The sequence below is a fragment of the Paractinoplanes rhizophilus genome, assembly GCF_042664765.1.
Lineage (GTDB): Bacteria > Actinomycetota > Actinomycetes > Mycobacteriales > Micromonosporaceae > Actinoplanes > Actinoplanes rhizophilus.
The window spans coordinates 227,719-248,871 of sequence record NZ_JBHTBJ010000008.1 but is presented as its reverse complement, the minus strand read 5'-3'; the positions used below and the strand labels follow the sequence as shown (position 1 = coordinate 248,871).

General features: G+C 70.9%; 21 protein-coding genes. 10 read left to right on the top strand and 11 right to left on the bottom strand.

Annotated features, from left to right (window positions below):
- Positions 1-39 precede the first annotated feature (39 nt).
- The 3 genes from ACFQS1_RS14880 to ACFQS1_RS14870 are packed head-to-tail and all read left to right on the top strand — an operon-like array spanning position 40 to position 2,019.
- Entirely contained in the window at positions 40-1,248 is a 1,209-nt protein-coding gene (locus tag ACFQS1_RS14880) for a DUF349 domain-containing protein (RefSeq protein WP_378968166.1), read from the top strand.
- 28 nt (positions 1,249-1,276) lie between these two features.
- Positions 1,277-1,600 carry a hypothetical protein gene (locus tag ACFQS1_RS14875; RefSeq protein WP_378968164.1) on the top strand — a complete coding sequence of 108 codons (324 nt, stop codon included), beginning with the start codon at positions 1,277-1,279 and terminating at the stop codon, positions 1,598-1,600.
- The gene (locus ACFQS1_RS14870; protein ID WP_378968162.1) at positions 1,585-2,019 is read left to right on the top strand and encodes a PIN domain-containing protein; all 435 of its coding nucleotides are present in this window, start codon (positions 1,585-1,587) and stop codon (positions 2,017-2,019) included. Before ACFQS1_RS14875 ends, ACFQS1_RS14870 begins: the two co-directional genes overlap by 16 nt.
- Here ACFQS1_RS14870 and ACFQS1_RS14865 read toward each other — a convergent pair.
- The gene (locus tag ACFQS1_RS14865; RefSeq protein ID WP_378968160.1) at positions 2,016-2,948 is read right to left on the bottom strand and encodes a threonine ammonia-lyase; all 933 of its coding nucleotides are present in this window, start codon (positions 2,946-2,948) and stop codon (positions 2,016-2,018) included. The two genes, ACFQS1_RS14870 and ACFQS1_RS14865, sit on opposite strands and share 4 nt — an antisense overlap.
- 84 nt (positions 2,949-3,032) lie before the next feature.
- Between ACFQS1_RS14865 and ACFQS1_RS14860 the strand changes: the two genes are divergently transcribed.
- The gene (locus ACFQS1_RS14860) at positions 3,033-3,971 is read left to right on the top strand and encodes a LysR family transcriptional regulator (RefSeq protein WP_378968158.1); all 939 of its coding nucleotides are present in this window, start codon (positions 3,033-3,035) and stop codon (positions 3,969-3,971) included.
- Positions 3,972-4,055: 84 nt separating this feature from the next.
- On the opposite strand, the gene miaB is transcribed toward ACFQS1_RS14860, so the two are convergent.
- Both miaB and ACFQS1_RS14850 read right to left on the bottom strand, forming a co-directional pair.
- Positions 4,056-5,543, bottom strand: a complete 1,488-nt coding sequence (gene miaB, locus ACFQS1_RS14855) for a tRNA (N6-isopentenyl adenosine(37)-C2)-methylthiotransferase MiaB (RefSeq protein ID WP_378968156.1) — start codon at positions 5,541-5,543, stop codon at positions 4,056-4,058.
- Positions 5,540-6,004, bottom strand: coding sequence for a hypothetical protein (locus ACFQS1_RS14850; protein ID WP_378968154.1), 465 nt, complete (start codon positions 6,002-6,004; stop codon positions 5,540-5,542). The genes miaB and ACFQS1_RS14850 overlap by 4 nt, the downstream gene beginning before the upstream one ends.
- 114 nt (positions 6,005-6,118) lie before the next feature.
- On the opposite strand from ACFQS1_RS14850, the gene ACFQS1_RS14845 reads away from it, so the two are divergent.
- From ACFQS1_RS14845 to ACFQS1_RS14830, 4 genes are read left to right on the top strand one after another with little or no spacing between them, the layout of a single operon-like run.
- Entirely contained in the window at positions 6,119-6,862 is a 744-nt protein-coding gene (locus ACFQS1_RS14845) for an amino acid ABC transporter ATP-binding protein (protein ID WP_378968152.1), read from the top strand.
- Positions 6,863-6,915: 53 nt separating this feature from the next.
- Positions 6,916-7,785 carry a glutamate ABC transporter substrate-binding protein gene (locus ACFQS1_RS14840; RefSeq protein WP_378968150.1) on the top strand — a complete coding sequence of 290 codons (870 nt, stop codon included), beginning with the start codon at positions 6,916-6,918 and terminating at the stop codon, positions 7,783-7,785.
- Between the two features lie 54 nt (positions 7,786-7,839).
- Positions 7,840-8,514 (top strand): amino acid ABC transporter permease, encoded by a 675-nt coding sequence (locus tag ACFQS1_RS14835; protein WP_378968216.1) that lies wholly within the window; start codon positions 7,840-7,842, stop codon positions 8,512-8,514.
- The gene (locus ACFQS1_RS14830) at positions 8,511-9,395 is read left to right on the top strand and encodes an amino acid ABC transporter permease (protein WP_378968148.1); all 885 of its coding nucleotides are present in this window, start codon (positions 8,511-8,513) and stop codon (positions 9,393-9,395) included. Before ACFQS1_RS14835 ends, ACFQS1_RS14830 begins: the two co-directional genes overlap by 4 nt.
- Positions 9,396-9,440: 45 nt before the next feature.
- Here ACFQS1_RS14830 and rny read toward each other — a convergent pair whose 3' ends face one another.
- The 7 genes from rny to ACFQS1_RS14795 form a co-directional block, all read right to left on the bottom strand.
- Complete coding sequence (rny, locus tag ACFQS1_RS14825) at positions 9,441-11,165, bottom strand: ribonuclease Y (protein WP_378968146.1); 1,725 nt, start codon at positions 11,163-11,165, stop codon at positions 9,441-9,443.
- Between the two features lie 384 nt (positions 11,166-11,549).
- A complete protein-coding gene (locus tag ACFQS1_RS14820) occupies positions 11,550-13,343 on the bottom strand; it encodes a hypothetical protein (protein WP_378968144.1) in 1,794 nt (597 codons plus the stop codon).
- A 108-nt stretch (positions 13,344-13,451) separates the two neighbouring features.
- The gene (locus tag ACFQS1_RS14815; protein ID WP_378968142.1) at positions 13,452-14,258 is read right to left on the bottom strand and encodes a regulatory protein RecX; all 807 of its coding nucleotides are present in this window, start codon (positions 14,256-14,258) and stop codon (positions 13,452-13,454) included.
- A gap of 14 nt (positions 14,259-14,272) precedes the next feature.
- On the bottom strand, positions 14,273-15,319 hold the full coding sequence (recA, locus tag ACFQS1_RS14810) for a recombinase RecA (RefSeq protein ID WP_203377732.1): 1,047 nt from the start codon (positions 15,317-15,319) through the stop codon (positions 14,273-14,275).
- A 198-nt stretch (positions 15,320-15,517) separates the two neighbouring features.
- Positions 15,518-15,718, bottom strand: coding sequence for a DUF3046 domain-containing protein (locus ACFQS1_RS14805; RefSeq protein WP_378968140.1), 201 nt, complete (start codon positions 15,716-15,718; stop codon positions 15,518-15,520).
- A 95-nt stretch (positions 15,719-15,813) separates the two neighbouring features.
- The gene (locus tag ACFQS1_RS14800; RefSeq protein ID WP_378968138.1) at positions 15,814-16,476 is read right to left on the bottom strand and encodes a UdgX family uracil-DNA binding protein; all 663 of its coding nucleotides are present in this window, start codon (positions 16,474-16,476) and stop codon (positions 15,814-15,816) included.
- Between the two features lie 59 nt (positions 16,477-16,535).
- Positions 16,536-17,882 carry an aminotransferase class I/II-fold pyridoxal phosphate-dependent enzyme gene (locus ACFQS1_RS14795; protein ID WP_378968136.1) on the bottom strand — a complete coding sequence of 449 codons (1,347 nt, stop codon included), beginning with the start codon at positions 17,880-17,882 and terminating at the stop codon, positions 16,536-16,538.
- Positions 17,883-17,931: 49 nt separating this feature from the next.
- Between ACFQS1_RS14795 and ACFQS1_RS14790 the strand changes: the two genes are divergently transcribed.
- Both ACFQS1_RS14790 and ACFQS1_RS14785 read left to right on the top strand, forming a co-directional pair.
- On the top strand, positions 17,932-19,194 hold the full coding sequence (locus ACFQS1_RS14790; protein ID WP_378968134.1) for a bifunctional pyridoxamine 5'-phosphate oxidase family protein/GNAT family N-acetyltransferase: 1,263 nt from the start codon (positions 17,932-17,934) through the stop codon (positions 19,192-19,194).
- 10 nt (positions 19,195-19,204) lie between these two features.
- Positions 19,205-19,978 (top strand): leucine efflux protein, encoded by a 774-nt coding sequence (locus ACFQS1_RS14785; RefSeq protein ID WP_378968132.1) that lies wholly within the window; start codon positions 19,205-19,207, stop codon positions 19,976-19,978.
- A gap of 160 nt (positions 19,979-20,138) precedes the next feature.
- Here the strand turns inward: ACFQS1_RS14785 and ACFQS1_RS14780 are convergent, their stop codons facing one another.
- A complete protein-coding gene (locus ACFQS1_RS14780; protein ID WP_378968130.1) occupies positions 20,139-21,116 on the bottom strand; it encodes a sporulation protein in 978 nt (325 codons plus the stop codon).
- Positions 21,117-21,153: the final 37 nt, after the last annotated feature.

Sequence of the window (21,153 nt, the reverse complement as noted above, 5' to 3'; positions counted from 1 at the left end):
TCCCAGGCCGGTGGTCGCCGGGAGACTTGAGGACGGGTTATGAACGACTGGACGGCCTTCGGGCGCGTGGATGCCGACGGCACCGTGTACGTGAAGACCGCGGAGGGCGACCGCGTGGTCGGCTCGTGGCAGGCCGGCACGCCCGAAGAGGGTCTGGCCCACTTCGCCCGCCGATTCGCCGACCTGGTCACCGAGGTCGACCTGGTCGAGGCACGACTCAAGTCCGGCGCGGCCGACGCGTCGCATTCCCTGGCCAGCGTGAAAAGGCTGCGCACCCAGCTCGACGAGGCGCATGCCGTCGGCGACATCGACGGGCTCGCGACCCGGCTCGACAAGCTGGCCGGCATCGCCGACGAGAAGGCCGGCGAGGCCCGCGCCGCCCGCGAGGCGGCCCGCGGCGAGGCCCTCGCCCGCAAGACCGCCCTGGTCGAGGAGGCGGAGAAGATCGCCGCCGAGGCGACCGGCTGGAAGTCGGCCGGCGACCGCCTCAAGGAGATCCTCGACGAGTGGAAGACGATCCGCGGCGTCGACAAGAAGACGGACGGCGAGCTGTGGAAGCGCTTCGCCGCCGCCCGGGACGGCTTCACCCGCCGCCGCGGCGCGCACTTCGCCACCCTGGACGGCCAGCGCAAGCAGGCGCAGTCGGCCAAGGAAGAGCTGGTGAAGGAGGCGGAAAGCCTGGCCGACTCGACCGAGTGGTCGAGCACCGCCAACCGCCTCAAGGAGCTGATGACCGAGTGGAAGGCCGCGCCCCGCGCCGCCAAGGAGGCCGAGCAGCGCCTCTGGGAGAGGTTCCGGGCCGCGCAGGACAGCTTCTTCACCCGCCGCAGCGAGGTCTTCTCGGCCCGCGACGCCGAATACAAGGGCAACCTCGACAAGAAGCAGGCCATCCTGGCCGAGCTGGAGGCCCTCGACGTCGACGCCGACCCGCGCGCCGCGCAGAACAAGCTGCGCGACGCCCAGGCCGCCTGGCACGACGCCGGCCGCGTCCCCCGCGAGAACGCGGCGTCCCTCGACCGGCGCTGGCGCGCGGCCGAGGAGCGCATCCGCGTGGCGATGGACTCGGCGTGGCGCAAGACCACCCCGCAGGACAACCCGCTGCTGCAGCAGATGCGCGAGCAGGTGGCCGAGGCCGAGGAGAAGCTGGCCCGCGCCCAGGCGGCCGGCGACGCCCGGCGCATCCGGGAGGCGGAGCAGGCGCTCTCGTCGAAGAAGCAGTTCCTCGCGCTCGCCGAGCAGGCCAGCTAAATCTTACTACCGGCGGTAGCATGGTTGGGTGAGCGCAGAACCGCTACTGCCGTCACCGGCGATCCGGGCCGCCATGGAACAGTTCCTGGCCGGCTCGCCGGATGATCCCGACCGGCGGCTGCGGCTGGTCGGCAAGGCCCGCAAGGTCAGCGTTTCGATGCCCGAGGACCTGACCGCCGCGGTCCAGCAACGCGTCGGTCGCGGTGAGTTCAGCCAATACGTGACCGAGGCCGTCGCCCGCCAACTCGAGCTCGATCTGCTCGACGAGTTGGCGGCGGCGCTGGAGGCCGACCACGGCCCGCTGCCGGATGAGGCGTTGCACGAGGCACGGACGTCGTGGCCCGACGCCTAGCAGGGGCCGGCGGCACCCTCGTGCTGAACAGCGAAGGTCTGGTCAAACTCGCGCGGGGCGAGCAACGGGCCCGGGCCTTCCTGGCGACGGCGGGCGAACGCGGCGCCCGGGTGATCGTCAGCGCGGTGACCCTCACCGAGGTGCTCCGCGGCGGCCCCCGCGACGCGCCCCTGCATCGGATCCTGTCCCGCATCACGGTCCAGCCGGTGAGCGCGGAACTTGGCCGGCGCGCCGGAGAGCTCCTTGGCTCCGCCGGGATGTCGGGGCACCGCTGCGCCATCGACGCGATGGTCGCGGCCACGGCGTTGGCGGCGGCCCGGCCGGTGGTGCTGCTGACCAGCGATCCCGACGACCTGAGCCGGCTTGTCGATGAGCCCGACCGGCCGAAGGCCCAGCGGGTCGCGGTGATACACGTCTAACGGCCGGCGAGGGACGCCAGTTCCGGGCCGGACGCGTTGGCGCCGGTGCAGACGATGGCGATCTCCCGGCCCGCGAAGCGATCGCGGTGGGCGAGGACGGCGGCCAGCGGCGCGGCGCCGGCGCCCTCGGCCAGCGTGTGCGCGGCGGTGGCCATAAGGCGCTGCGCCTCGGCGATCTGGTCGTCGCTGATCAGGAGGAAGTCGCTCAGCGAGTCGCGCAGGATCCGCTGCGGCAGGGTGAACGAGCGGCCGGTGGCGAGCCCTTCGGCGCGGGTCTTGTTGGGCCGGGTCTGCGGGACGCCGGTGCGCCAGGCGTCGTGGGCGGCCGGCGAGGCCGAGGACTGGACGCCGATGATTTCGCAGTCCGGGGCGAGGGCGCGAGCCACGACGATGGCGGCGGCCGCGCCGGAGCCGCTGCCGATCGGGACGACGATGGCGTCCAGGTCGGGGCGCGACTCGAGGATCTCCAGGTAGAGGGTGCCGACGCCGGCCACCAGTTCGGGAGTGTCGCCCGGGCTGACCAGGCGGGCGCCGGTCTCGGCGGCGATCTTGGCGGCGGTCTCCTCGGCGTCGGCCAGGCTCGCGCCGGTCAGGACCACGCCGGCGCCCCAGGCCTCGACCGCGGCCACCTTCGACGGGGTGGTGCCGGCGGGCATGACGACGGTGCAGCGCTCGCCGAACGCGTACGCCATGGATTGGGCGTGGTTGCCGGTGGAGTACGTGACCGTGGCGCCGTCCCCGATCGCGGCGCGGAGATTGAGGCCGCCGCGGACCTTGAAGGCGCCCACCGGCTGAGTGTTCTCGTGCTTGACGTGGACCGTAGCGCCGGTGGCGGCGTCGAGCACCGGGTAGGACCACATCGGAGTGGGCGGCAGATGGCGGCGGACCACGTCCCGCGCCGCGTACACATCGTCAATCGTCAGCTCCATGCACCGATGATCCGGCGCGAGCGAAGCATAAGTCCAATGACAATGTCCGTAGGAACCTATCAACCGCGCTGATAGGTTCGGGCGATGTTGGACGTCGTTCGCTTGCGGGTGCTGGCCGCGGTCGCCAAGCACGGGACGGTCACGGCCGCCGCACGCGCGCTGCACTACTCGCAGCCTTCGGTGAGCCATCACCTGGCGCGGCTGGAGGCCGAGACCGGCAGCCGGTTGACCCAGCGGGCCGGGCGCGGCATCCGGCTGACCGAGGCCGGGTGGGTGCTCGCGGCGCGGGCCGAGGAGATCCTGGGGCGGCTGGACGCGGCCGAGGAGGAGCTGGCGGCGTACAACGGGCTGCGCAGCGGGCGGGTGCGGCTCGCGGCCTTTCCGTCGGCTCTCGGCACTTTCGTGCCGCTCGCGGCGGCCGGCTTCGCCGCCGCCCATCCGGGGATCGACTTGCGCTTCCGGGAGGCCGAGCCACCTTCGGCGGTAGGCCTTCTGCGCAGCGGCGAGGTCGAGGCGGCGCTGCTGTTCACGCACCTTGCCGCCCCTGAGTGGGACGGGCTCCGGTACGAGGTGCTCATGGAGGACCCGCTGTATCTGGTGGCGCCGCCGGAGTGGGCCGGCGACCGGCTCGCCGACCACCGGGACCGGCCGTGGATCGGCGGCTGCGAGCGGTGCCGCGCGCAGCTGCTGCGGGCCGCCGCGGCCGAGGGCTTCGTGCCGGACATCCGGTACGAGACCGACGACTACGTGGCGGTGCAGCGCCTGGTGGCGGCCGGACTGGGGGTGACCACGCTGCCGGCGCTGGCGCTGTCGGCCCACCGGGACGAACGGGTGCGCACGGCGCTGCTGCCGGGAAGCTCGCGCCGGATCGTGCTGGCGGTGCACGGGGAGCCGCCAGACCCGCCGGCGACCGCCGCTCTGCTACGCCATCTGCGAATCAACGCGAAATTTCCGGCTTACGGTGGTCTCCCGAGCCACCCCCACCCTGTGTTGGGTGGGGACGATCGAAGCACCGGGGTCTGACATAAAACGCGGGCGATCCACAGGGTCAGAGGGCGCGACCGTCGATCGCCGCGAGCTGACGAGAACGCGGGCCGTCCACAGGAGTCAGAGGGCGCAACCGTCGGTGGCGGCGGGCAACGGGGCGGGGACGCCGACCGTGGGCAGGCCCAGCGAGACGCCCTTGAGGCGTGGGGTGCGGCCGGCCTCGAAGGCGTCGCCGGCGCGGGTGCGGCGGTGCGACAGCGGGGAACCGTCCGCGTTCAGGTGGTGGGGGGCCGCGTACGTCACGACGGTCTCGACGATGTCGCCGGGGCGCGGGGTCAGGTCGCCGGTCGCGAAGTGCACCAGACGGCCGTCGCGGGCGCGGCCGCTGAGCCGGCCCGTACGCTCGTCCTTGCGTCCCTCGCCGACGGCGACCAGGACCTCGACCTTCTCGCCCACCAGCTTTTTGTTCTCCGCCCAGGTGCTCTCTTCGAGCTCGGCGATCAGGCGGTTGTAGCGGTCCTGGACGACGGCCTTGGGCACCTGGTCGGCCATGGTGGCGGCGGGGGTGCCGGGGCGGATCGAGTACTGGAAGGTGAAGGCGCTGGAGAAGCGGGCCCGGCGGACGACCTCGAGGGTCTGCTCGAAGTCCTCCTCGGTCTCGCCGGGGAAGCCGACGATGATGTCGGTGGTGATGGCCGCGTCCGGCATGGCGGCCCGGACCTTGTCGATGATCCCGAGGTATTTCTCCTGGCGGTAGCTGCGGCGCATGGCCTTGAGCACGCGGTCGGAGCCGGACTGCAGCGGCATGTGCAGCGAGTGGCAGACGTTCGGCGTCTCGGCCATCGCGGCGATCACATCGTCGGTGAAGTCCTTGGGGTGCGGGCTGGTGAATCGTACGCGTTCCAGGCCCTCGATCTCGCCGGTGGCGCGCAGCAGCTTGCCGAAGGCGAGCCGGTCGCCGAACTCGACGCCGTAGGAGTTCACGTTCTGCCCGAGCAGGGTGACCTCGAGGACGCCCTCGGCCACCAGCGCCTCGACCTCGGCCAGGATCTCGCCGGGGCGGCGGTCCTTCTCCTTGCCGCGCAGGCTGGGCACGATGCAGAAGGTGCAGGTGTTGTTGCAGCCGACCGAGATCGAGACCCAGCCGGCGTACGTCGACTCGCGCTTGGTCGGCAGGGTCGAGGGGAACACCTCGAGCGACTCGAGGATCTCGACCTCGGCCTCCTCGTTGTGCCGGGCGCGCTCGAGCAGCGCCGGCAGCGACCCGATGTTGTGGGTGCCGAAGACGACGTCGACCCAGGGCGCCTTCTTGACGATGTCGCCGCGGTCCTTCTGGGCGAGGCAGCCGCCGACGGCGATCTGCATGCCGGGGTGCTTGAGCTTGGTGGGGCGCAGGTGGCCCAGGTTGCCGTAGAGGCGGTTGTCGGCGTTCTCCCGTACGGCGCAGGTGTTGAAAACCACGACGTCCGCCGCGTCCGGATCCGCGGCACGCACGTAGCCCGCGTCCTCCATCAGACCGGAGATGCGTTCGCTGTCGTGCACGTTCATCTGGCAGCCGTAGGTACGCACGTCGTAGGTGCGGGGGGCGCCCTGCGTTTCGGTAGTCATGGCAATTGACCAGGGTACTGCTTGCCGCCCGGCCCGGCGCCGCCGCAGCCCGGGTCGTGGCCGGTGCACGGGCGCACGTTGCGGCGCTCGGTGCCGTCGTCCGTCTCGATCTCGTCGACGTGCACCAGCCGGAGCGTCCCGTCCGGCTCGGCCAAGACGTACCGGGTGGGATCGAGCGTGTCGTCCGGGAGCAGAACGGCCTCGCCCAGCCGGACCGAGACGGCGCTCGCGGCCGTTGCCTCGGCGACGCCGGCGGGCGCGAGGAAGACGTCGACAAGCGTGGGAAAATCGCCGCCGACGTGGTAGACATCGCAGAGAATGGCACCGTGGTCACCCAGCGGAACGACGCTGCGGTCCAGCGTGCCGGCCAGCGCACCGCGAACTCGATCCGGGTCAATTCGATTTCCCAGCGCCCAGTTCCACAGGCCGGAGGCCGGATCCCCGTCCGCCATACCGAACATGACTTCCCTCGTTAAGTTACCGCTCCGTGACCGTTCTCGTGGCGAACCGATACTACGGTCCACTTAGAGTTGGCCCATCCGGGTGATCCGCAACGAACGGACGGTGGTCTCACAGTGTCCGACGATGCTCTCATCGTCCTCGAGAACGTCAACAAATGGTTCGGCCCGCTGCACGTGCTCGACGATGTGAATCTTTCCGTCGCACGCGGCGAGGTCGTCGTGGTGATCGGGCCGTCCGGCTCCGGCAAGTCCACCCTGTGCCGCGCGATCAACCGGCTCGAGCCGATCAGCTCCGGCACGATCGTCTTCGACGGCCGGCCACTGCCCGAGGAGGGCCGGGCGCTCGCGCGGCTGCGCAGCGAGGTCGGCATGGTGTTCCAGTCGTTCAACCTCTTCGCGCACAAAACGATCCTGCAGAACGTCATGCTCGGCCCGGTCAAGGTGCGCCGGGAGAAGCCCGCCGAGGTCCGCGAGCGGGCGATGACGCTGCTCGATCGGGTCGGCATCGGCAACCAGGCGGAAAAATACCCGGCCCAGCTCTCCGGCGGTCAGCAACAGCGGGTGGCGATCGCCCGGGCCCTCGCGATGCAGCCCAAGGCGATGCTCTTCGACGAGCCGACCAGCGCGCTCGACCCCGAGATGGTCGGCGAGGTGCTCGAAGTGATGACCTCGCTGGCGCGCGAGGGCATGACGATGGTGGTGGTCACGCACGAGATGGGATTCGCGCGGCACGCCGCCAACCGGGTGGTCTTCATGGCCGACGGCCAACTCGTGGAAGAGGCGCCGCCCACGGAGTTCTTCGCGAGTCCGAAAAGCGACAGGGCCAAGGACTTTCTCTCCAAAATCCTTACGCATTGACCGTGCGAACACTCTTCGCACATATGCAAGCAACTATTTCGAGGAGCGTAATGATGCGCATCACCCGATTGGCCGCGACGTTCGGCGCAATGACCATGCTCTTTGCCGCGGCCGCGTGCGGCGGGGACGACTCCGACAACGCGGGCGGAAGCGGCAGCAGCGGCGGCGGCTCGGGCATCGTCGGCAAGGCGTCCGGCGGCAAGCTGACCTTCGGCGTCAAGGCCGACCAGCCCGGCCTCGGCCTGCAGACCGGCAGCACCTACACCGGCTTCGACATCGAGATCTCGAAGATCATCGCCAAGGGCCTGGGCGTGCCGGAGAGCGGCATCACGTGGAAGACGACCGTGTCGGCCAACCGTGAGGCCTACATCCAGCAGGGCCAGGTCGACGTCGTGGTGGCGACCTACACGATCAACGACGAGCGCAAGCAGAAGGTCAACTTCGCCGGGCCGTACTACGTGGCCGGGCAGGACCTGCTGGTGCCGGTGAGCTCGACGATCGCCGGGCCGGAGGCGCTGGCCGGCAAGAAGGTCTGCTCGGTGAGCGGCTCGACCCCGGCCAAGAAGATCCAGACGGACTACAAGCAGGCCCAGCTCCAGCAGTTCGACTCGTACTCCAAGTGCGTGACGGCGCTGGCCGGCGGTCAGGTCGACGCGGTCACCACCGACGACATCATCCTTGCCGGGTACGCCGCGCAGGAGCAGTACGCGGGCAAGTTCAAGGTGGTCGGCAAGCCGTTCAGCACCGAGCCGTACGGCATCGGCGTCAAGAAGGACGACACCGAGGGCTGCAACAAGATCAACGAGATTCTCAAGGCGGCCGCGACGGACGGGTCGTACAAGAAGGCCTGGGACGACACGCTCGGCAAGAGCGGCACGCCCGCGCCCGAGCTGGACACCTCCAAGCTCACCAACTGTTCCTGAGGTTAATTGGCGGCGGGGCCGGGTTCATCCGGCCCCTCCCTTTTTGAGGTGACGATGGACGTTTTCTCCGATCCGGCCAATCGCGACGTCTATGTGACCGGGTTCCTCTGGATCCTGAAGCTCACGCTGGCCTCCTCGGCCGGCGCGCTGGTGCTGGGCACCGTGCTGGCGGCGATGCGGGTGTCGCCGGTGCCGGTGCTGCGCGGCTTCGGCACGGCCTGGGTGAACATCTTCCGCAACACCCCGCTCACGCTGATCGTCTTCTTCTGCTACTTCGGCCTGTTCTCCGTGCTGGGCTTCACCACCTCGGACAACCTCGAGCTGAACAACTACTGGCTCGGCGTGGTCGGCCTGTCGGTGTACACCGCGGCGTTCGTCTGCGAGGCGATCCGCTCCGGCATCAACACGGTGCCGGCGGGGCAGGCCGAGGCCGCCCGGGCGATCGGCATGTCCTTCCGGCAGACCCTCACGATGATCGTGCTGCCGCAGGCCGGCCGGGCCGTGATCGCGCCGCTGGGCAGCATCTTCATCGCCCTGGCCAAGAACGCGACGATCGTCGGGACGATCGGCCTCATGGAGTCGTCGAACGCCATGAAGGATCTGATCAACGCCAACGGCAACGCGGTCTTCACGATCTTCTTCGTCTTCGCCGGCACCTTCGCCGTGGTCCTCATTCCCACCGGCTACGGCTTCGGCTGGCTGGCCAACCGACTGGCGGTGAAGCGATGAGCACCGACGCCGTCCTGTACGACTACCCCGGGCCGCGCGCCCGCGCCCGCAACCGGATCCTCACGGTCGCCTTCGGCGTGCTGCTGATCGCGCTGCTGTACTGGGTCTACTCGAAGTTCGACGACAAGGGCCAGTGGGCGGCGGTGCTGTGGAAGCCGTTCACGAAAGCGAGCACCTGGACCGACTACATCCTGCCCGGCCTCAAGAACACCCTGGCCGCGGCGGCGGTGGCGATGGTGCTGTCGCTGGCGTTCGGCGTGATCTTCGCGGTGGGCCGGCTCTCCGACCACTGGTGGCTGCGGTTCCCGTCCGGCGTGGTGGTCGAGTTCTTCCGGGCCGTGCCGCTGCTGCTTCTGATGTTCTTCATCTTCTTCGGCATCCCGTTCGTGACCGAGAAGCCGATGTCCAACTTCTGGGCGGTCGTGATCGCGCTGACCCTCTACAACGGGTCGGTGCTGGCCGAGGCTTTCCGGGCCGGCGTCCGGGCGGTGCCCATCGGGCAGAGCGAGGCGGCGTACGCGATCGGCATGCGCAAGTCGCAGGTGATGGGCCAGATCCTCATCCCGCAGGCGGCCCGCGCGATGCTACCGGTGATCGTCAGCCAGCTCGTGGTGCTGGTGAAGGACACCGCCCTGGGCTACATCATCTCCTACAACGAGCTGCTCCAGCTGGGCGTCAACAACGTGGCGGCCAACTTCGGCAACGTGGTGCAGGCCGCGATCGTGGCCGCGATCATCTACATCGTGATCAACTCGGCGCTGACCGCGACGGCGGGCTGGCTCGGCCGGCGGACGCGGCGCAGCGGCAAGGCGCCACGACGCACGACCACCGGCCCGACCGTACTGGCCGGTGCGGGCGGAGAAGTCGGCGCCGGCGCGTGATCGGAAGGGCGTGCTTTACCCCTACGTGTAACGGTTTGAAGCCTTTTAGCGGGCCAGCTCGGTCACCCGGGACTCGCGGACGACCGTGACGCGGATCTGGCCCGGGTAGGTGAGCTCTTCCTCGATCTGCTTCGCGACGTCGCGGGCGAGGACAGCGGCGCCGATGTCGTCGATGTCCTCGGGCCGCACCATGACCCGGATCTCGCGCCCGGCCTGCATCGCGAAGACCTTCTCGACGCCCACCTTGCCGGCGGCGATCTCCTCGATGCGTTCCAACCGCTTCACGTACGCCTCGAGGCTCTCCCGCCGGGCGCCCGGGCGGCCGCCGGAGCACGCGTCGGCCGCCTGGGTGAGCACCGCTTCGATGGTCTGCGGGGGCACCTCGTTGTGGTGCGCCTCGATGGCGTGCACGACATCCTCCGACTCACCGTACTTGCGGGCCAGGTCGGCGCCGATCAGCGCGTGGCTGCCCTCGACCTCATGGGTGAGCGCCTTGCCGATGTCGTGCAGGAAGGCCGCCCGCTTCATCGACGGGACGTCCAGGCCCAGCTCGGCCGCCATGATCCCGGCGATGTGCGCGGTCTCGACGAGATGCTTCAGGACGTTCTGCCCGTAGCTGGTGCGGTACCGCAGCCGGCCGAGCAGCTTGGCCAGCTCGGGGTGGATGTCGGTGATCCCGACGTCGACCAGCGCCTCCTCGGCGGCCCGGTCGCAGAGCACCTCCACCTCGTTCTTGGCGCTGTCGTAGACCTCCTCGATGCGATGCGGGTGGATGCGGCCGTCGAGGACCAGCTTCTCCAGCGTCAGCCGGCCGACCTCGCGCCGGACCGGATCGAAACAGGAGAGCAGCACCGCCTCCGGGGTGTCGTCGATGATCAGGTTGACGCCGGTGACCGACTCGAACGCGCGGATGTTGCGGCCCTCGCGGCCGATGATCCGGCCCTTCATCTCGTCGCTGGGCAGGTGCAGGACGCTGACCACGCTCTCCGCGGTCTGCTCGCTGGCGATCCGCTGGATGGCGTCCACCACGATGCGGCGGGCCCGGGTGTCGGCGGTGCTCTTCGCCTCGTTCTCGATGTCCCGCACCATGATCGCGGCCTCGCGCTTGGCCTGGGCCTCGATGTTCTCGACCAGCTCGACGCGGGCCGCCTCGGCGGTCAGCTTGGCTATCCGCTCCAGCTCGCGGCGCTTCTGCCGCTCGGCGTCGGCCAGTTCGGACTCGCGAACGGTGAGAGCGTTCTCGCGGGAGCTCAGATCGGCATCCTGGGCGGCCAGCCGGCGCTCCCGCTCGACCAGCCGCTCGACCTCCTCGGCGTGCAGCCGCTCACGCTCGTCGATCCGGGCGGCGCGGCGCTCCACCTCGGCGGCCTGCTCCTTGGCGGTCGCGTTGAGCAGGGCGACCTCGCGCTCGCCGGAGCGGCGGGCGGCGGAGCGGACCTGCTCGGCGTCGGCCTCGGCCTGGCGGTGGGCGCGCTCCAGGATGGTGTCGGCCTCGCTGTGCGCGTCCTCGAGGACCCGGCGGGCCTCGGCGCGGGCGGCGGTGGCCTCGGCCTTGGCGGCGGCGACCTCGGCGCGTACGGAAGCGGCCTTGGCGTTCGCGTCGGCGACCTTGGCCTGGGCGGCGCCGACGGCCTGGTCCTCGCGGTCCTGGGCGTCGGCGCGGTCGCTGCGCAGCTGGCGCAGAGCCCGCGCCCCGAGCATCAAACCGGCCACCACCAGGGCGCCGAGGACGACGACAGCCACCACCAGCACCCAGTCCAGGGCGGTCATCTCGCCGCGTCTCCCTTCGCCGCGCCACGCGCTGTTGCGCGCCGCGCCGCCTGGCACGCGGTAGCGCGCACAGGCAGTCTGCGGATGCCCGACCAAGGCTGGCTGAACGCAGGCTGTGCCGAACCGCGACGTGCCCTGTCATGGCACGCCTCGGTAACCAGTTCTCCAGTTGTGACCCTTCGTTCGGTGACGGTGGGGATCACAAGTGATGCCGTAATGTAATGCGATCTATGTTGTGCGTGTTGCATGCGATGGTCGAACAAACCTTGTGTAACGCGAGGCTAGGTCGCGAGTGCCACTTCGGTCAAGGATCCATGATTTGGTCCGGGATGGGACTTAGGGCACAGACCCGCTTACGCGCAGCTCACGAAGTTGGCGGGCATTTCAGGCGTACCGGGACCAGAGATCGCGCATCGGCTCCCAGCTCTCGCCCAGCCCATCTTTCCAGTAGGCGAGAAGGTGGGCGGCGGCGGGCGCTCGCGGGTCCTCCCACCAGATCCCGGCGACCGTGCGCGTGACGCCACCCTCGGTCAACGGGTACGCATACTCAACGTAGTTGCCGCTGGTCTTCGCGCCCGGCGTGAGGGTGCGGGCGCCGTCGGCCTGCTTCTTGAGGCCGGCGCGGGCCTTGTCGCGGTCCACAGTGGTCTTGTACTGCACGAAGACGATGCTCATGCCGCTCACCGTGCAGCGGATCCGGGCCGATTCGCCGTCGTCGGCGTTGGGGGTGCCGCGGGCGCAGGTGGAGAGGTACGGAAGCCAGGGCTGGGCCAGAGGCAGGAGGCCGTTGGTCGCGAACTTGGGGCGGTTGAGGGACGCCTGGGTCTGTTCGAAGAGGCCCTGGGCGGGCGCGCCGGTCTTGGGCGATCCGGCGGTCTTGTCCAGTTCGGAGGTCTTGGCCGGTTCGGAGGTCTTGGCCTTCTCGGAGGTCTTGGCCTTCTCGGCGGTCTTGGCCGGTTCGGGCTGGGCGGCGGTGGCGCGGCCGACCAGGACACCGGCGACGCCGAAGAGAAGGAGACCCGCCAGGAGGCCGATCAGCAGGCCGGTCAGGAGACGCGTGGGGCGGGGCGGGGGTGGGGTGGGCTCGATGCGGGGTGCGGGGGTGGCGGGGAGGCCGTAGGGTTCGGCCCGGTTCACCGCGGGTGTGTAGAGACCGGAGTTGGAGAGGGCTGGGTAGAGGGCGTCGCTTTCCGGGCGGGCCTCGATGTTGGGGGGTGGGGGCGCGTACGGATCCCACGGGTCGTAGGCGGGATCGGTTGATGGGATGGGGGGCGGGCCGCTCGGCGCCGGGTCGATGGCCTGCGGATCCCAGGCGTCCAGGTCGTGGTCAGGCGTTGTGGACGGGTCGCTCACCGGCGTGATGTCGGCCTGTGCGGGGTCGGCCGCGGGATTGCTCACCCATCGGCTGTCGGTCTCGGCGGGGTCGCTCACCCACTGGCCGTCGGCCTCGGCGGGGTCGCTCACCCACTGGCCGTCGGCCTCGGCGGGATTGCTCGCCCACTGGCCGTCGGCGTCGGCGGGATCGCTCACCCAGTGGCCGTCGGCCTCGGCGGGATTGCTCGCCCAGCGGCCGTCGGTCTCGGCGGGATCGCTCGCCCATCTGCTGTCGGCCTGGGCGGGGTTGGTGGTCCACGGGTCGGACTGGTCGGCGGACGGGTCGCCGGCTGGGGCGGGGGCGGGGCTTCTCGGCGCGAAATACGGGCCGGGCGGGCTGTCAGGACGGGTCGGGCGCTCGGCGACGCCCGCCGACATGGAATAGGTGTCCACCGGATGCGGGGCCGGGGCGACGTCTTCCGGCTCGGGCGGCGGCGCGTGCAGGTCGCCCGGCGGCGCTTGGATGTCGCGCGACAGGGCGTGGATGTCGCGCGGCAGGGCGTGGGGGTCGCGCGGCGACGCGTGGATGTCGCGCGGCAGGGCGTGGGGGTCGCGCGGCGGCGCTTGGATCTCGGGCGGCGGCGCGTGGTGGTCGCGTGGCGGGGCGCTCCAGGGGTTGGCGGGCCGCGCGGTGGACGGTGCCGGATGCTGGATGGGGATGCTGGGGTGGGGGAACGACGGCGAAGCAGGCTGGTCGGCCGACGGGTCGCCGGCCGCGACGCGCGCGGCGACCTGCTCGGTCGGCTCGGAACCCTCCGGGAAGGAACCGTAGCCCCGCACGTAATTCCGCGAGTCCTCGGTCACGCCAACTCACGCTAGCAGCCAGTGGCGAATGTCGATCTTTACTCGGCCGCCGCTCACCCGGGTCCGCGGCCCCGCCGGGCACGCCGCCCCCTCGGGCGCGGCCGCCGCTCAGCCGGGCTCGTTGCTCTCGTCGGCCATGGCGTCGGCGTCGATCTGGTCGGCGAACTCGGCCGCCTCGGCGTCGCGGGCCGCGAGCGCGTCCTTGACCGCGTGGATCGCCACCCCTGCCGGATAGCCCTTGCGAGCGAGCATGCTCACCAAGCGCCGGAACACCGCCTCGGGTGTGCCGTGCGCGGTGCGCAGCTTGCGATCCACGAGCGCGCGGGCCGTCGCGGCCTCGTCCTCGTCGTCGAGGGTCTCGAGGGCCTCGCTCGCCACCTCGGCGTCCACCCCGCGTTGCCGAAGCTCGTTGGCCAGCGCCCGGCGGGCCAGCCCACGCCCGTGGTGCCGGCTGGAGACCCACGCCCGCGCGAACGCCGCGTCGTCGATGATCCCGACCTCGTCGTAGCGGTCGAGGACCTCGGCGATCACCTCGGCGGAGATCTCTTTGCGGGTCAGCGCCTTGGCCAGCTCGGACCGCGTGCGCGGCCGGACGGCAAGCTGCCGCAGACAGATCTCCCGGGCCCGCTCGGCCTCGCTCTGCGCCGGCTGCGCGGCGCCCTCCCGCCCACCGCGGCTGTCCCGCCCACCGCGGCCGTTCGGCTCACCGGGGCCGCCCCACTCGCTGCGGTCCTCCCGCGCACCGCGTGGGTAGCCGCCCGGCGAGGAACGCCGGCGGTGGGCGGGAACGTTGCCGCGTTCCGCCCCGCCGCCGGGGTCCTCGCCGGGCGGGTGCTCATCGGAGGGATGGCGCGGCGAACGGGGTGGGAGTGCGTCCCACCCTCGCCCCGACCGTGCGCCGCGCCGTCCGGGCATCGGCTTGACCTCGATCAGAAGTCGACCGGCGGGAGCTCGGGCCCGCCGGCCGCATCGCCGGTGGTCTGGCCCACGCCGAGCTTCTCGAGGATCTTCTTCTCGATCTCGGCGGCGACGTCGGGGTTCTCCTTGAGGAACTCCCGCGCCTTCTCCTTGCCCTGGCCGAGCTGGTCGCCGTCGTAGGTGTACCAGGCGCCGGACTTGCGGATGATGCTCTGCTCGACGCCGACGTCGATGAGCGAGCCCTCGCGCGAGATGCCCTTGCCATACATGATGTCGAACTCGGCCTGCTTGAACGGAGCCGCCACCTTGTTTTTCACGACCTTGACGCGGGTGCGGTTGCCGACCACGTCGGTGCCGTCCTTGAGGCTCTCGATGCGGCGCACGTCGAGCCGGACGGAGGCGTAGAACTTCAGCGCGCGGCCACCGGTCGTCGTCTCGGGCGAGCCGAACATGACGCCGATCTTTTCGCGGAGCTGGTTGATGAAGATCGCGGTGGTGCCGGAGTTGTTGAGAATACCGGTGATCTTGCGGAGCGCCTGGCTCATCAGGCGGGCCTGGAGGCCGACGTGGCTGTCACCCATCTCGCCCTCGATCTCGGCGCGCGGCACGAGCGCGGCCACCGAGTCGATCACGATGATGTCGAGCGCGCCGGAGCGGATCAGCATGTCGGCGATCTCGAGCGCCTGCTCACCCGTGTCGGGCTGCGAGACGAGCAGGGCGTCGGTGTCGACGCCGAGCGCCTTCGCATACTCCGGGTCGAGCGCGTGCTCGGCGTCGATGAACGCGGCGATGCCGCCGTTGCGCTGGGCGTTGGCCACCGCGTGCAGGGCCACCGTCGTCTTGCCGCTGGACTCCGGCCCGTAGACCTCGATGACCCGGCCGCGCGGCAGACCGCCGACGCCGAGCGCCACATCGAGCGCGATGGAGCCCGTGGGGATGATGGCGGTCTCCACCACCGGCCGCTCCCCGAGCCGCATCACCGAGCCCTTGCCGAACTGCTTGTCAATCTGTGCCAACGCCAGATCGAGCGCCTTGTCTCGGTCAGGTCCTGCCACCATGTCCGCCACCCCTGTACTCGATTTCGCAGGCGTCTTCGCCGATGAGCCTCTGTTCACCACGTGCTACAAGGTAGGCGGAGGGTATGACAAAAATCTGCCGCCCTGCCGTGAGCTGTGGACAACGGGCCGCTGTGGACAATAGCCGAACACCTGTACTAGATCGAAGCGACACGCCAGAACAAGCGTACGAAAAATGAGTCAGCGCAGGCGGGATGGCACTCGATCGGGGTAACTGGCCACCACGGCTCGCCAGATAGTAGCGGTGTCAATACCGTCCGCAATTGCCTGATCGATCGTCCGGTCACCGAGGCCCGCGAAAGAATGGTCGGCCGCGATGCTCCGTGCATAGGTGGCGCCGAAAGCCTCGTCGAGCCGCGCCCAGAAATCCGTCAACCGCACCCCACGAGCCTACTCAGCGACCGCTCCGGCGGCCTCCGGGCGCGACGGGGCACGCCCCAGCGGCATCCGGGCGCAACGGGCACGCCCGGCGGTGGTCAGGACACGGCCGCAGCGGCGACCTTCAGGTCGTCGACGAGACCGCGGTACGCCGTGTCGCGGTCGTCGGCGCGCAACACCGCGGACGGGTGGATCGTGGCCATCGCCTGGATCTCGGCGACCGGGAAGTCCTCCGGGTGCTGGGCCGAGGCCGGCCACGGCAGCAGCTTGCCGCGCTGCTGGGTGACCCGGAACGACGGGCCCAGCAGCGCCTTGCCGGCGGTCGCGCCGAGCAGCACCACCAGCTCGGGCTTGAGCAGCGAGAACTCGGCGACGATCCAGGGGCGGCAGGCCACGATGTGCGCGGGGCCGGGCGTCTGGTGGATACGTCGTTTGCCGCGCAGCTCGAAGCGGAAATGCTTGACCGCGTTGGTGATGTAGAGGTCGGCCGGGTCGATGCCGGCGTCGTCGACCGCCTCGCGCAGCAGGCGCCCGGCCGGGCCGACGAACGGCAGGCCGCGCTGATCCTCCACGTCGCCGGGCTGCTCGCCGACGAACACGATGCGAGCGTGCTCGGCGCCGCGGCCGAAGACGGTCTGCGTGGCGTTCTCGTACAGCTCGCAGCCCTCGCAGCCGGCGGCGGCCGACTTGAGCTCGTCGATGCTCCGCGGCTGATCCGGCACCCACTCCTGCGCGCCGACCGGCGCCTCGGTCCTTGGCATCCCACCGTTTTACCCGAACGGGCACGACCCACGCACAGCGGGCACACCCGGTGGACCGATCATCGCGACGGCGCGGTCAGGCGCGGCGCGGCGGCGGCGGTCGCCACGGCGTCGGCCAGGGCGGGGATGCCGGACTCGTCGAGCGGGCTGACCGTGATGCGCACGCCGGGCGGGGTGTTGATGCGGAACAGCGAACCGGGCGCGACGGCGTAACCCGCGTCGCGGAGCAGGCCGATCGCGCGGGTCTCGTCGGGAACGCGTACCCATGCATTGATGCCTGTCGCTCCCTCGACCGCAAGCCCGCGCTCCTGGAGCGCGTCACGCAGCGCCTCGCGGCGCCGGGCGTAGCCGGCGGCCGCACGCCGCACCAGCGACGTCACCTCCTCATCCAGCCAAAGGCAGACGAGTAGGCGCTGCAGGACCGTGGAGACCCAGCCGGTGCCGAGGCGCATGCGGCCGACCACGCGGGCGATCGTGGTCTCGTCACCGGCGACCACGGCGATGCGCAGGTCGGGGCCGAAGGGCTTGGAGGCGGAGCGGATGAACGCCCACGCGTCGGTCACCGGGCCGAGGCAGTGCAACGGCACCGCGGCCAGCTCGGCGGCATGATCGTCCTCGATCAGCAAAACCCCTCGGTGGCCGGAGAGGACCTCGCGGAGCTGGGCCGCGCGGACGGCGGAGAGGGCAGCGCCGGTCGGATTTTGCGCGCGCACGGTCACGACGAAGGCGCGGGCGCCGGAATGGAGAGCGGCGGCGAGCGAGTCGGGATCGGGACCCTGCTGGTCGATCGTGACCGGGAGGGCGCGCAGGTCGAGCGCGGCCAGCAGGTCGAGCAGATTGGCCCAGCCGGGATCCTCCACCGCGACCGCGTCGCCCGGCCGCAGATGGGCGGTGAGCAGGCGCTCGATCGCGTCGAGCGTGCCCGAGGTGGCGGCGATCGCGGCGTTTTCCATCGGGACTCCGTCGGCGGCGAGGCGCGGGCGCGCGATGTCGATCAGCTCGGGCATCGCGATCGCGGACGCGTAGCCCTGCGGCAGGCCCTCGTCGTCGGAGATGCGGCGAAGGGCGGGGCCGAGCGGCGGCAGGACGCGGACGTCGGGCTCGCCGGAGGAGAGATCGAGCACACCCTCGGGCACCGGGAGGCGCGTCGCCGTGCGCTCGCCGGCGATCGGCGGGCGGGAGCGAACCCGGGTGCCCTTGCGCCCGTCGGCCTCGATCACGCCGCGTCGTCGCAGCTCCTGATAGGCCTTTGCCACAGTGGCGGGGCTGACGCTGAGCTCACCGGCGAGCGCGCGGATCGGTGGGAGCCGGGCGCCCCAGACGAAATCGCCGCGGAGAACGCCCGACTCGATGCTGGCCGAAATCTCGGCGGCGCTGTCGCCGACGACCTGATACTGTGCTGACACAGGACTGATTCTGTACTAGTACAGGCGAGATCGCAACCAGGGAGCCGGGATGTCCGACCTCTTCACCCAGACGGAGCGCACGACCGCCACCCGCTACCGCGACCGCATGGCCTATGACCGCGAGGCCGCACACGCCATCCTCGACGAGGCGTATGACTGTGCCGTCGGCTTCGTCGTCGACGGCGAGCCCCGAGTGCTGCCCACGCTGCACGTCCGCCTCGGCGACACTCTCTATCTGCACGGCTCGTCGGGCGGCCGCCTCGGCCTTTCGGCGCGAGGCGAGGGGGTCCGGGTCTGCGTGAGTGTCACGCTTCTCGACGCCATCGTGTACGCGAGGAGCCAGGCGCACCATAGCGCCAACTATCGGTCCGTCGTCGTGCACGGCATGGCTCGCCCGGTCAGCGATCCCGAGACCAAGCTCGCCGTGATGAGCACGCTCGCCGACAAGGTGGGCGCGGGGCGCGCCGCCGACACCCGCCCGCCCAACCGGAAGGAGCTGGCCGAGACCGCGGTGCTGGCGCTGCCGCTCGAGGAGGTCTCGGTGCGATCCCGCGCGGGCGGGGTCATCGACGAGCCGGAAGACCGCTCCCTCCCGCAGTGGGCCGGCATCCTGCCGGTGAGCCGGGTCTTCGGGCCGCCCGAGCCCGATGCCGGTGTCACCGTCGCGCCGCCCTCCTACCTGCCGAGCGGCGGATCGCCATGGGTCAGGCCGGTGACGCTCGAGGGCCGGCACGTCCGGCTGGAGCCACTCGCCCCCGGTCACGCCGACGGGCTGGTCGAGGCGCTCGCCGACGAAGAGGTCTGGCGCTATCTGCCGACACTCCAGCCGCGCACCCGCGACGAGATGGCCGCCCACGTGGCCGACCTGCACCGTCGCCAGTGGAGTGGCGTCCAGCTTCCGTGGGCGCAGGTCGAGCCCAGCACCGGCACGGTGATCGGCCTCACCAGCTATCACGACATCGACCCGGTCAACCGCTCGCTCGGCATCGGGCACACCGTGATCGGCCGGCGCTGGTGGCGCACCGGGGTGAACACCGAGGCCAAGCTGATGCTGCTGGAGCACGCCTTCCAGACGCTCGGCGCGGAAAAGGTGTTCTGGTACACGGACATCCGCAACGAGCGGTCCCAGCGCGCCATCGCGCGGCTGGGCGCGACCCGGGACGGCGTGATCCGCCGGCAGCGGCTCCGGCCCGACGGCACGTGGCGCGACACGATGCTGTTCGCCATGACGATCGAGGAGTGGCCGACCGCCGCCGATCGCTTGCGGGAACGCCTGGCCGCGGGTGGATCGGCCACCCTGGCCAAGGCATAGGGTCGACGTCGTGCTGGGCATCACCGATTTCTGGACCTACGTGCTGGGCACGGTGGCGATCATCCTGCTGCCGGGGCCAAACTCGATCTTCGTGCTGTCCGTCGGCGCCCGCCGCGGGGTGCGGGCCGGCTACCAGGCGGCGGCCGGGGTGTTCCTCGGCGACACCGTGCTGATGACGCTGTCGGCGGCCGGGGTGGCCTCGCTGCTGCGGACCTATCCGCCGCTGTTCCTGGTCATCAAGTACGCGGGTGCCGCCTACCTGTTCTGGATCGGCTTCAACATCGCCCGGGGCGCCTGGCGCAAGCTACGAACGCGGACCGAGCCGGCCGCGGGCCACGCCGGCGACATGACCGGTGCACCCGCGGCCGTCGCACCCGAGGCCGTCGCACCCGAGGCCGTCGCACCCGAGGCCGTCGCACCCGGGGCCGGCGCGCCGGGGGCCGGCGGCCCGACGCGGGCGACGGACGCGCCGGGCGACCTGCGGCATCCGTTCCGGCGGGCGGCCCTGATCAGCCTGCTCAACCCCAAGGCGATTCTGTTCTTCGTGTCGTTCTTCATCCAGTTCGTGGAGCCGGGATATGCGCACCCGGCGCTTTCGTTCCTGGTGCTCGGCGCGGTGGTGCAGCTGTTCAGCTCGCTTTACCTGACAGCGCTGATCTTCGGCGGGAAGTTCCTGGCCGGCCAGTTCCGGCGCCGCCGCAAACTCGCGGCCGGCGTCACGGCGGGCGTGGGCGCGCTGTTCGTCGGCTTCGGCATCAAGCTGGCCACGGCCAGCGTCAGCTGACGCCGGGACCGGGACCGGGATCGGGATCGGGATCGGGACCGGAAACGAAGCCACGAAGCGGCAGGTGCGGGTCATGCTCGGGGGAGCCCGACGGCGTCCCGCGCGCGACGCCGGCCCCTTCTCAGCGTGCGCAACGCGAGACGCCGTCGGGAGGGGCGGCCTACTCCCCGAAGTCGAAGTCGCCGCCGTCGTCCTCGAAGATCTCCTCGGCTACCTCGCCCAGGACCATGCCGCCCAGAACGCCGCCGGCGATGCCGGCGGCCATCGCGCCCGCGCCGGGCCCCTGGCGGAAATGCCCGTGGTGGCCATAGCCGTGGGAGCCGTGCCCGCCCGAGTAGGCGGGCCCGCCGAAGCCGCCCGCGCCGCGCAACCCCTGATAACGGCCCGACGCCTCGCGAACCCAGGACTCCACGACCGACGTCCAGTCCGTGGTTTCGGCCTCGGCGTGGGAGACGCGGAAACGACCGTAAGCATCGTGGCCGGGCGCCAGGAAACCGCCTCGCTTGTCGAACTCGAGGATCACCTCGACGCCCTCCGGGTCGGCGACGAAAGTGACCTCGACCTCGTTGATCCCGCCGGCGAACTGGGGTGCGGGGTGGAACTCGATCTCCTGGTAGAACGGCAGCTGCTGGCCGACGCCGTGGATGCCGCCGTGTTCGAGGTCGGCCCGGGCGAAGCGGAAGCCCAGCTCGGCGAAGGCGTCCAGGATCCGCTCCTGGGCGGGCAGCGGGTGCACCGCCACCTCGTCCAGGTCGCCCTTGTCGACCGCCTTGGCCAGGGCCAGCTCGGTGCGCAGCCCCATGGTCATGCCGTGCAGGCGCCGGCCGTAGACATCCGTGATCGGGGTCTCCCACGGCACTGGAAAGGCGAACGGCAGGTCGCGCTGCTCGCCCGCACCCAGCTGGAACCCGCCGGCGACCGGGACCCGGTGGAACTCGACGAAGCCGTCGCCGTGCTCGTGCTCGACCCGGGTGACCAGGCCGAGGACCACCTGCTCGATCGCGGCGTCGTGGTCGCCGCCGAGAATCCGGACCTGGCCGTCCAGGGTCAGGCCGGGACGAGTGTTCGGGTTGGCGAGCACGGTGTCGACGGACGGGCCGCCGACGCCGAAGGCGCGCATCATCTTCTTGAAAACCACCGGGTCATTCCTCCTTGAACAAACGGGGTGGCAAATC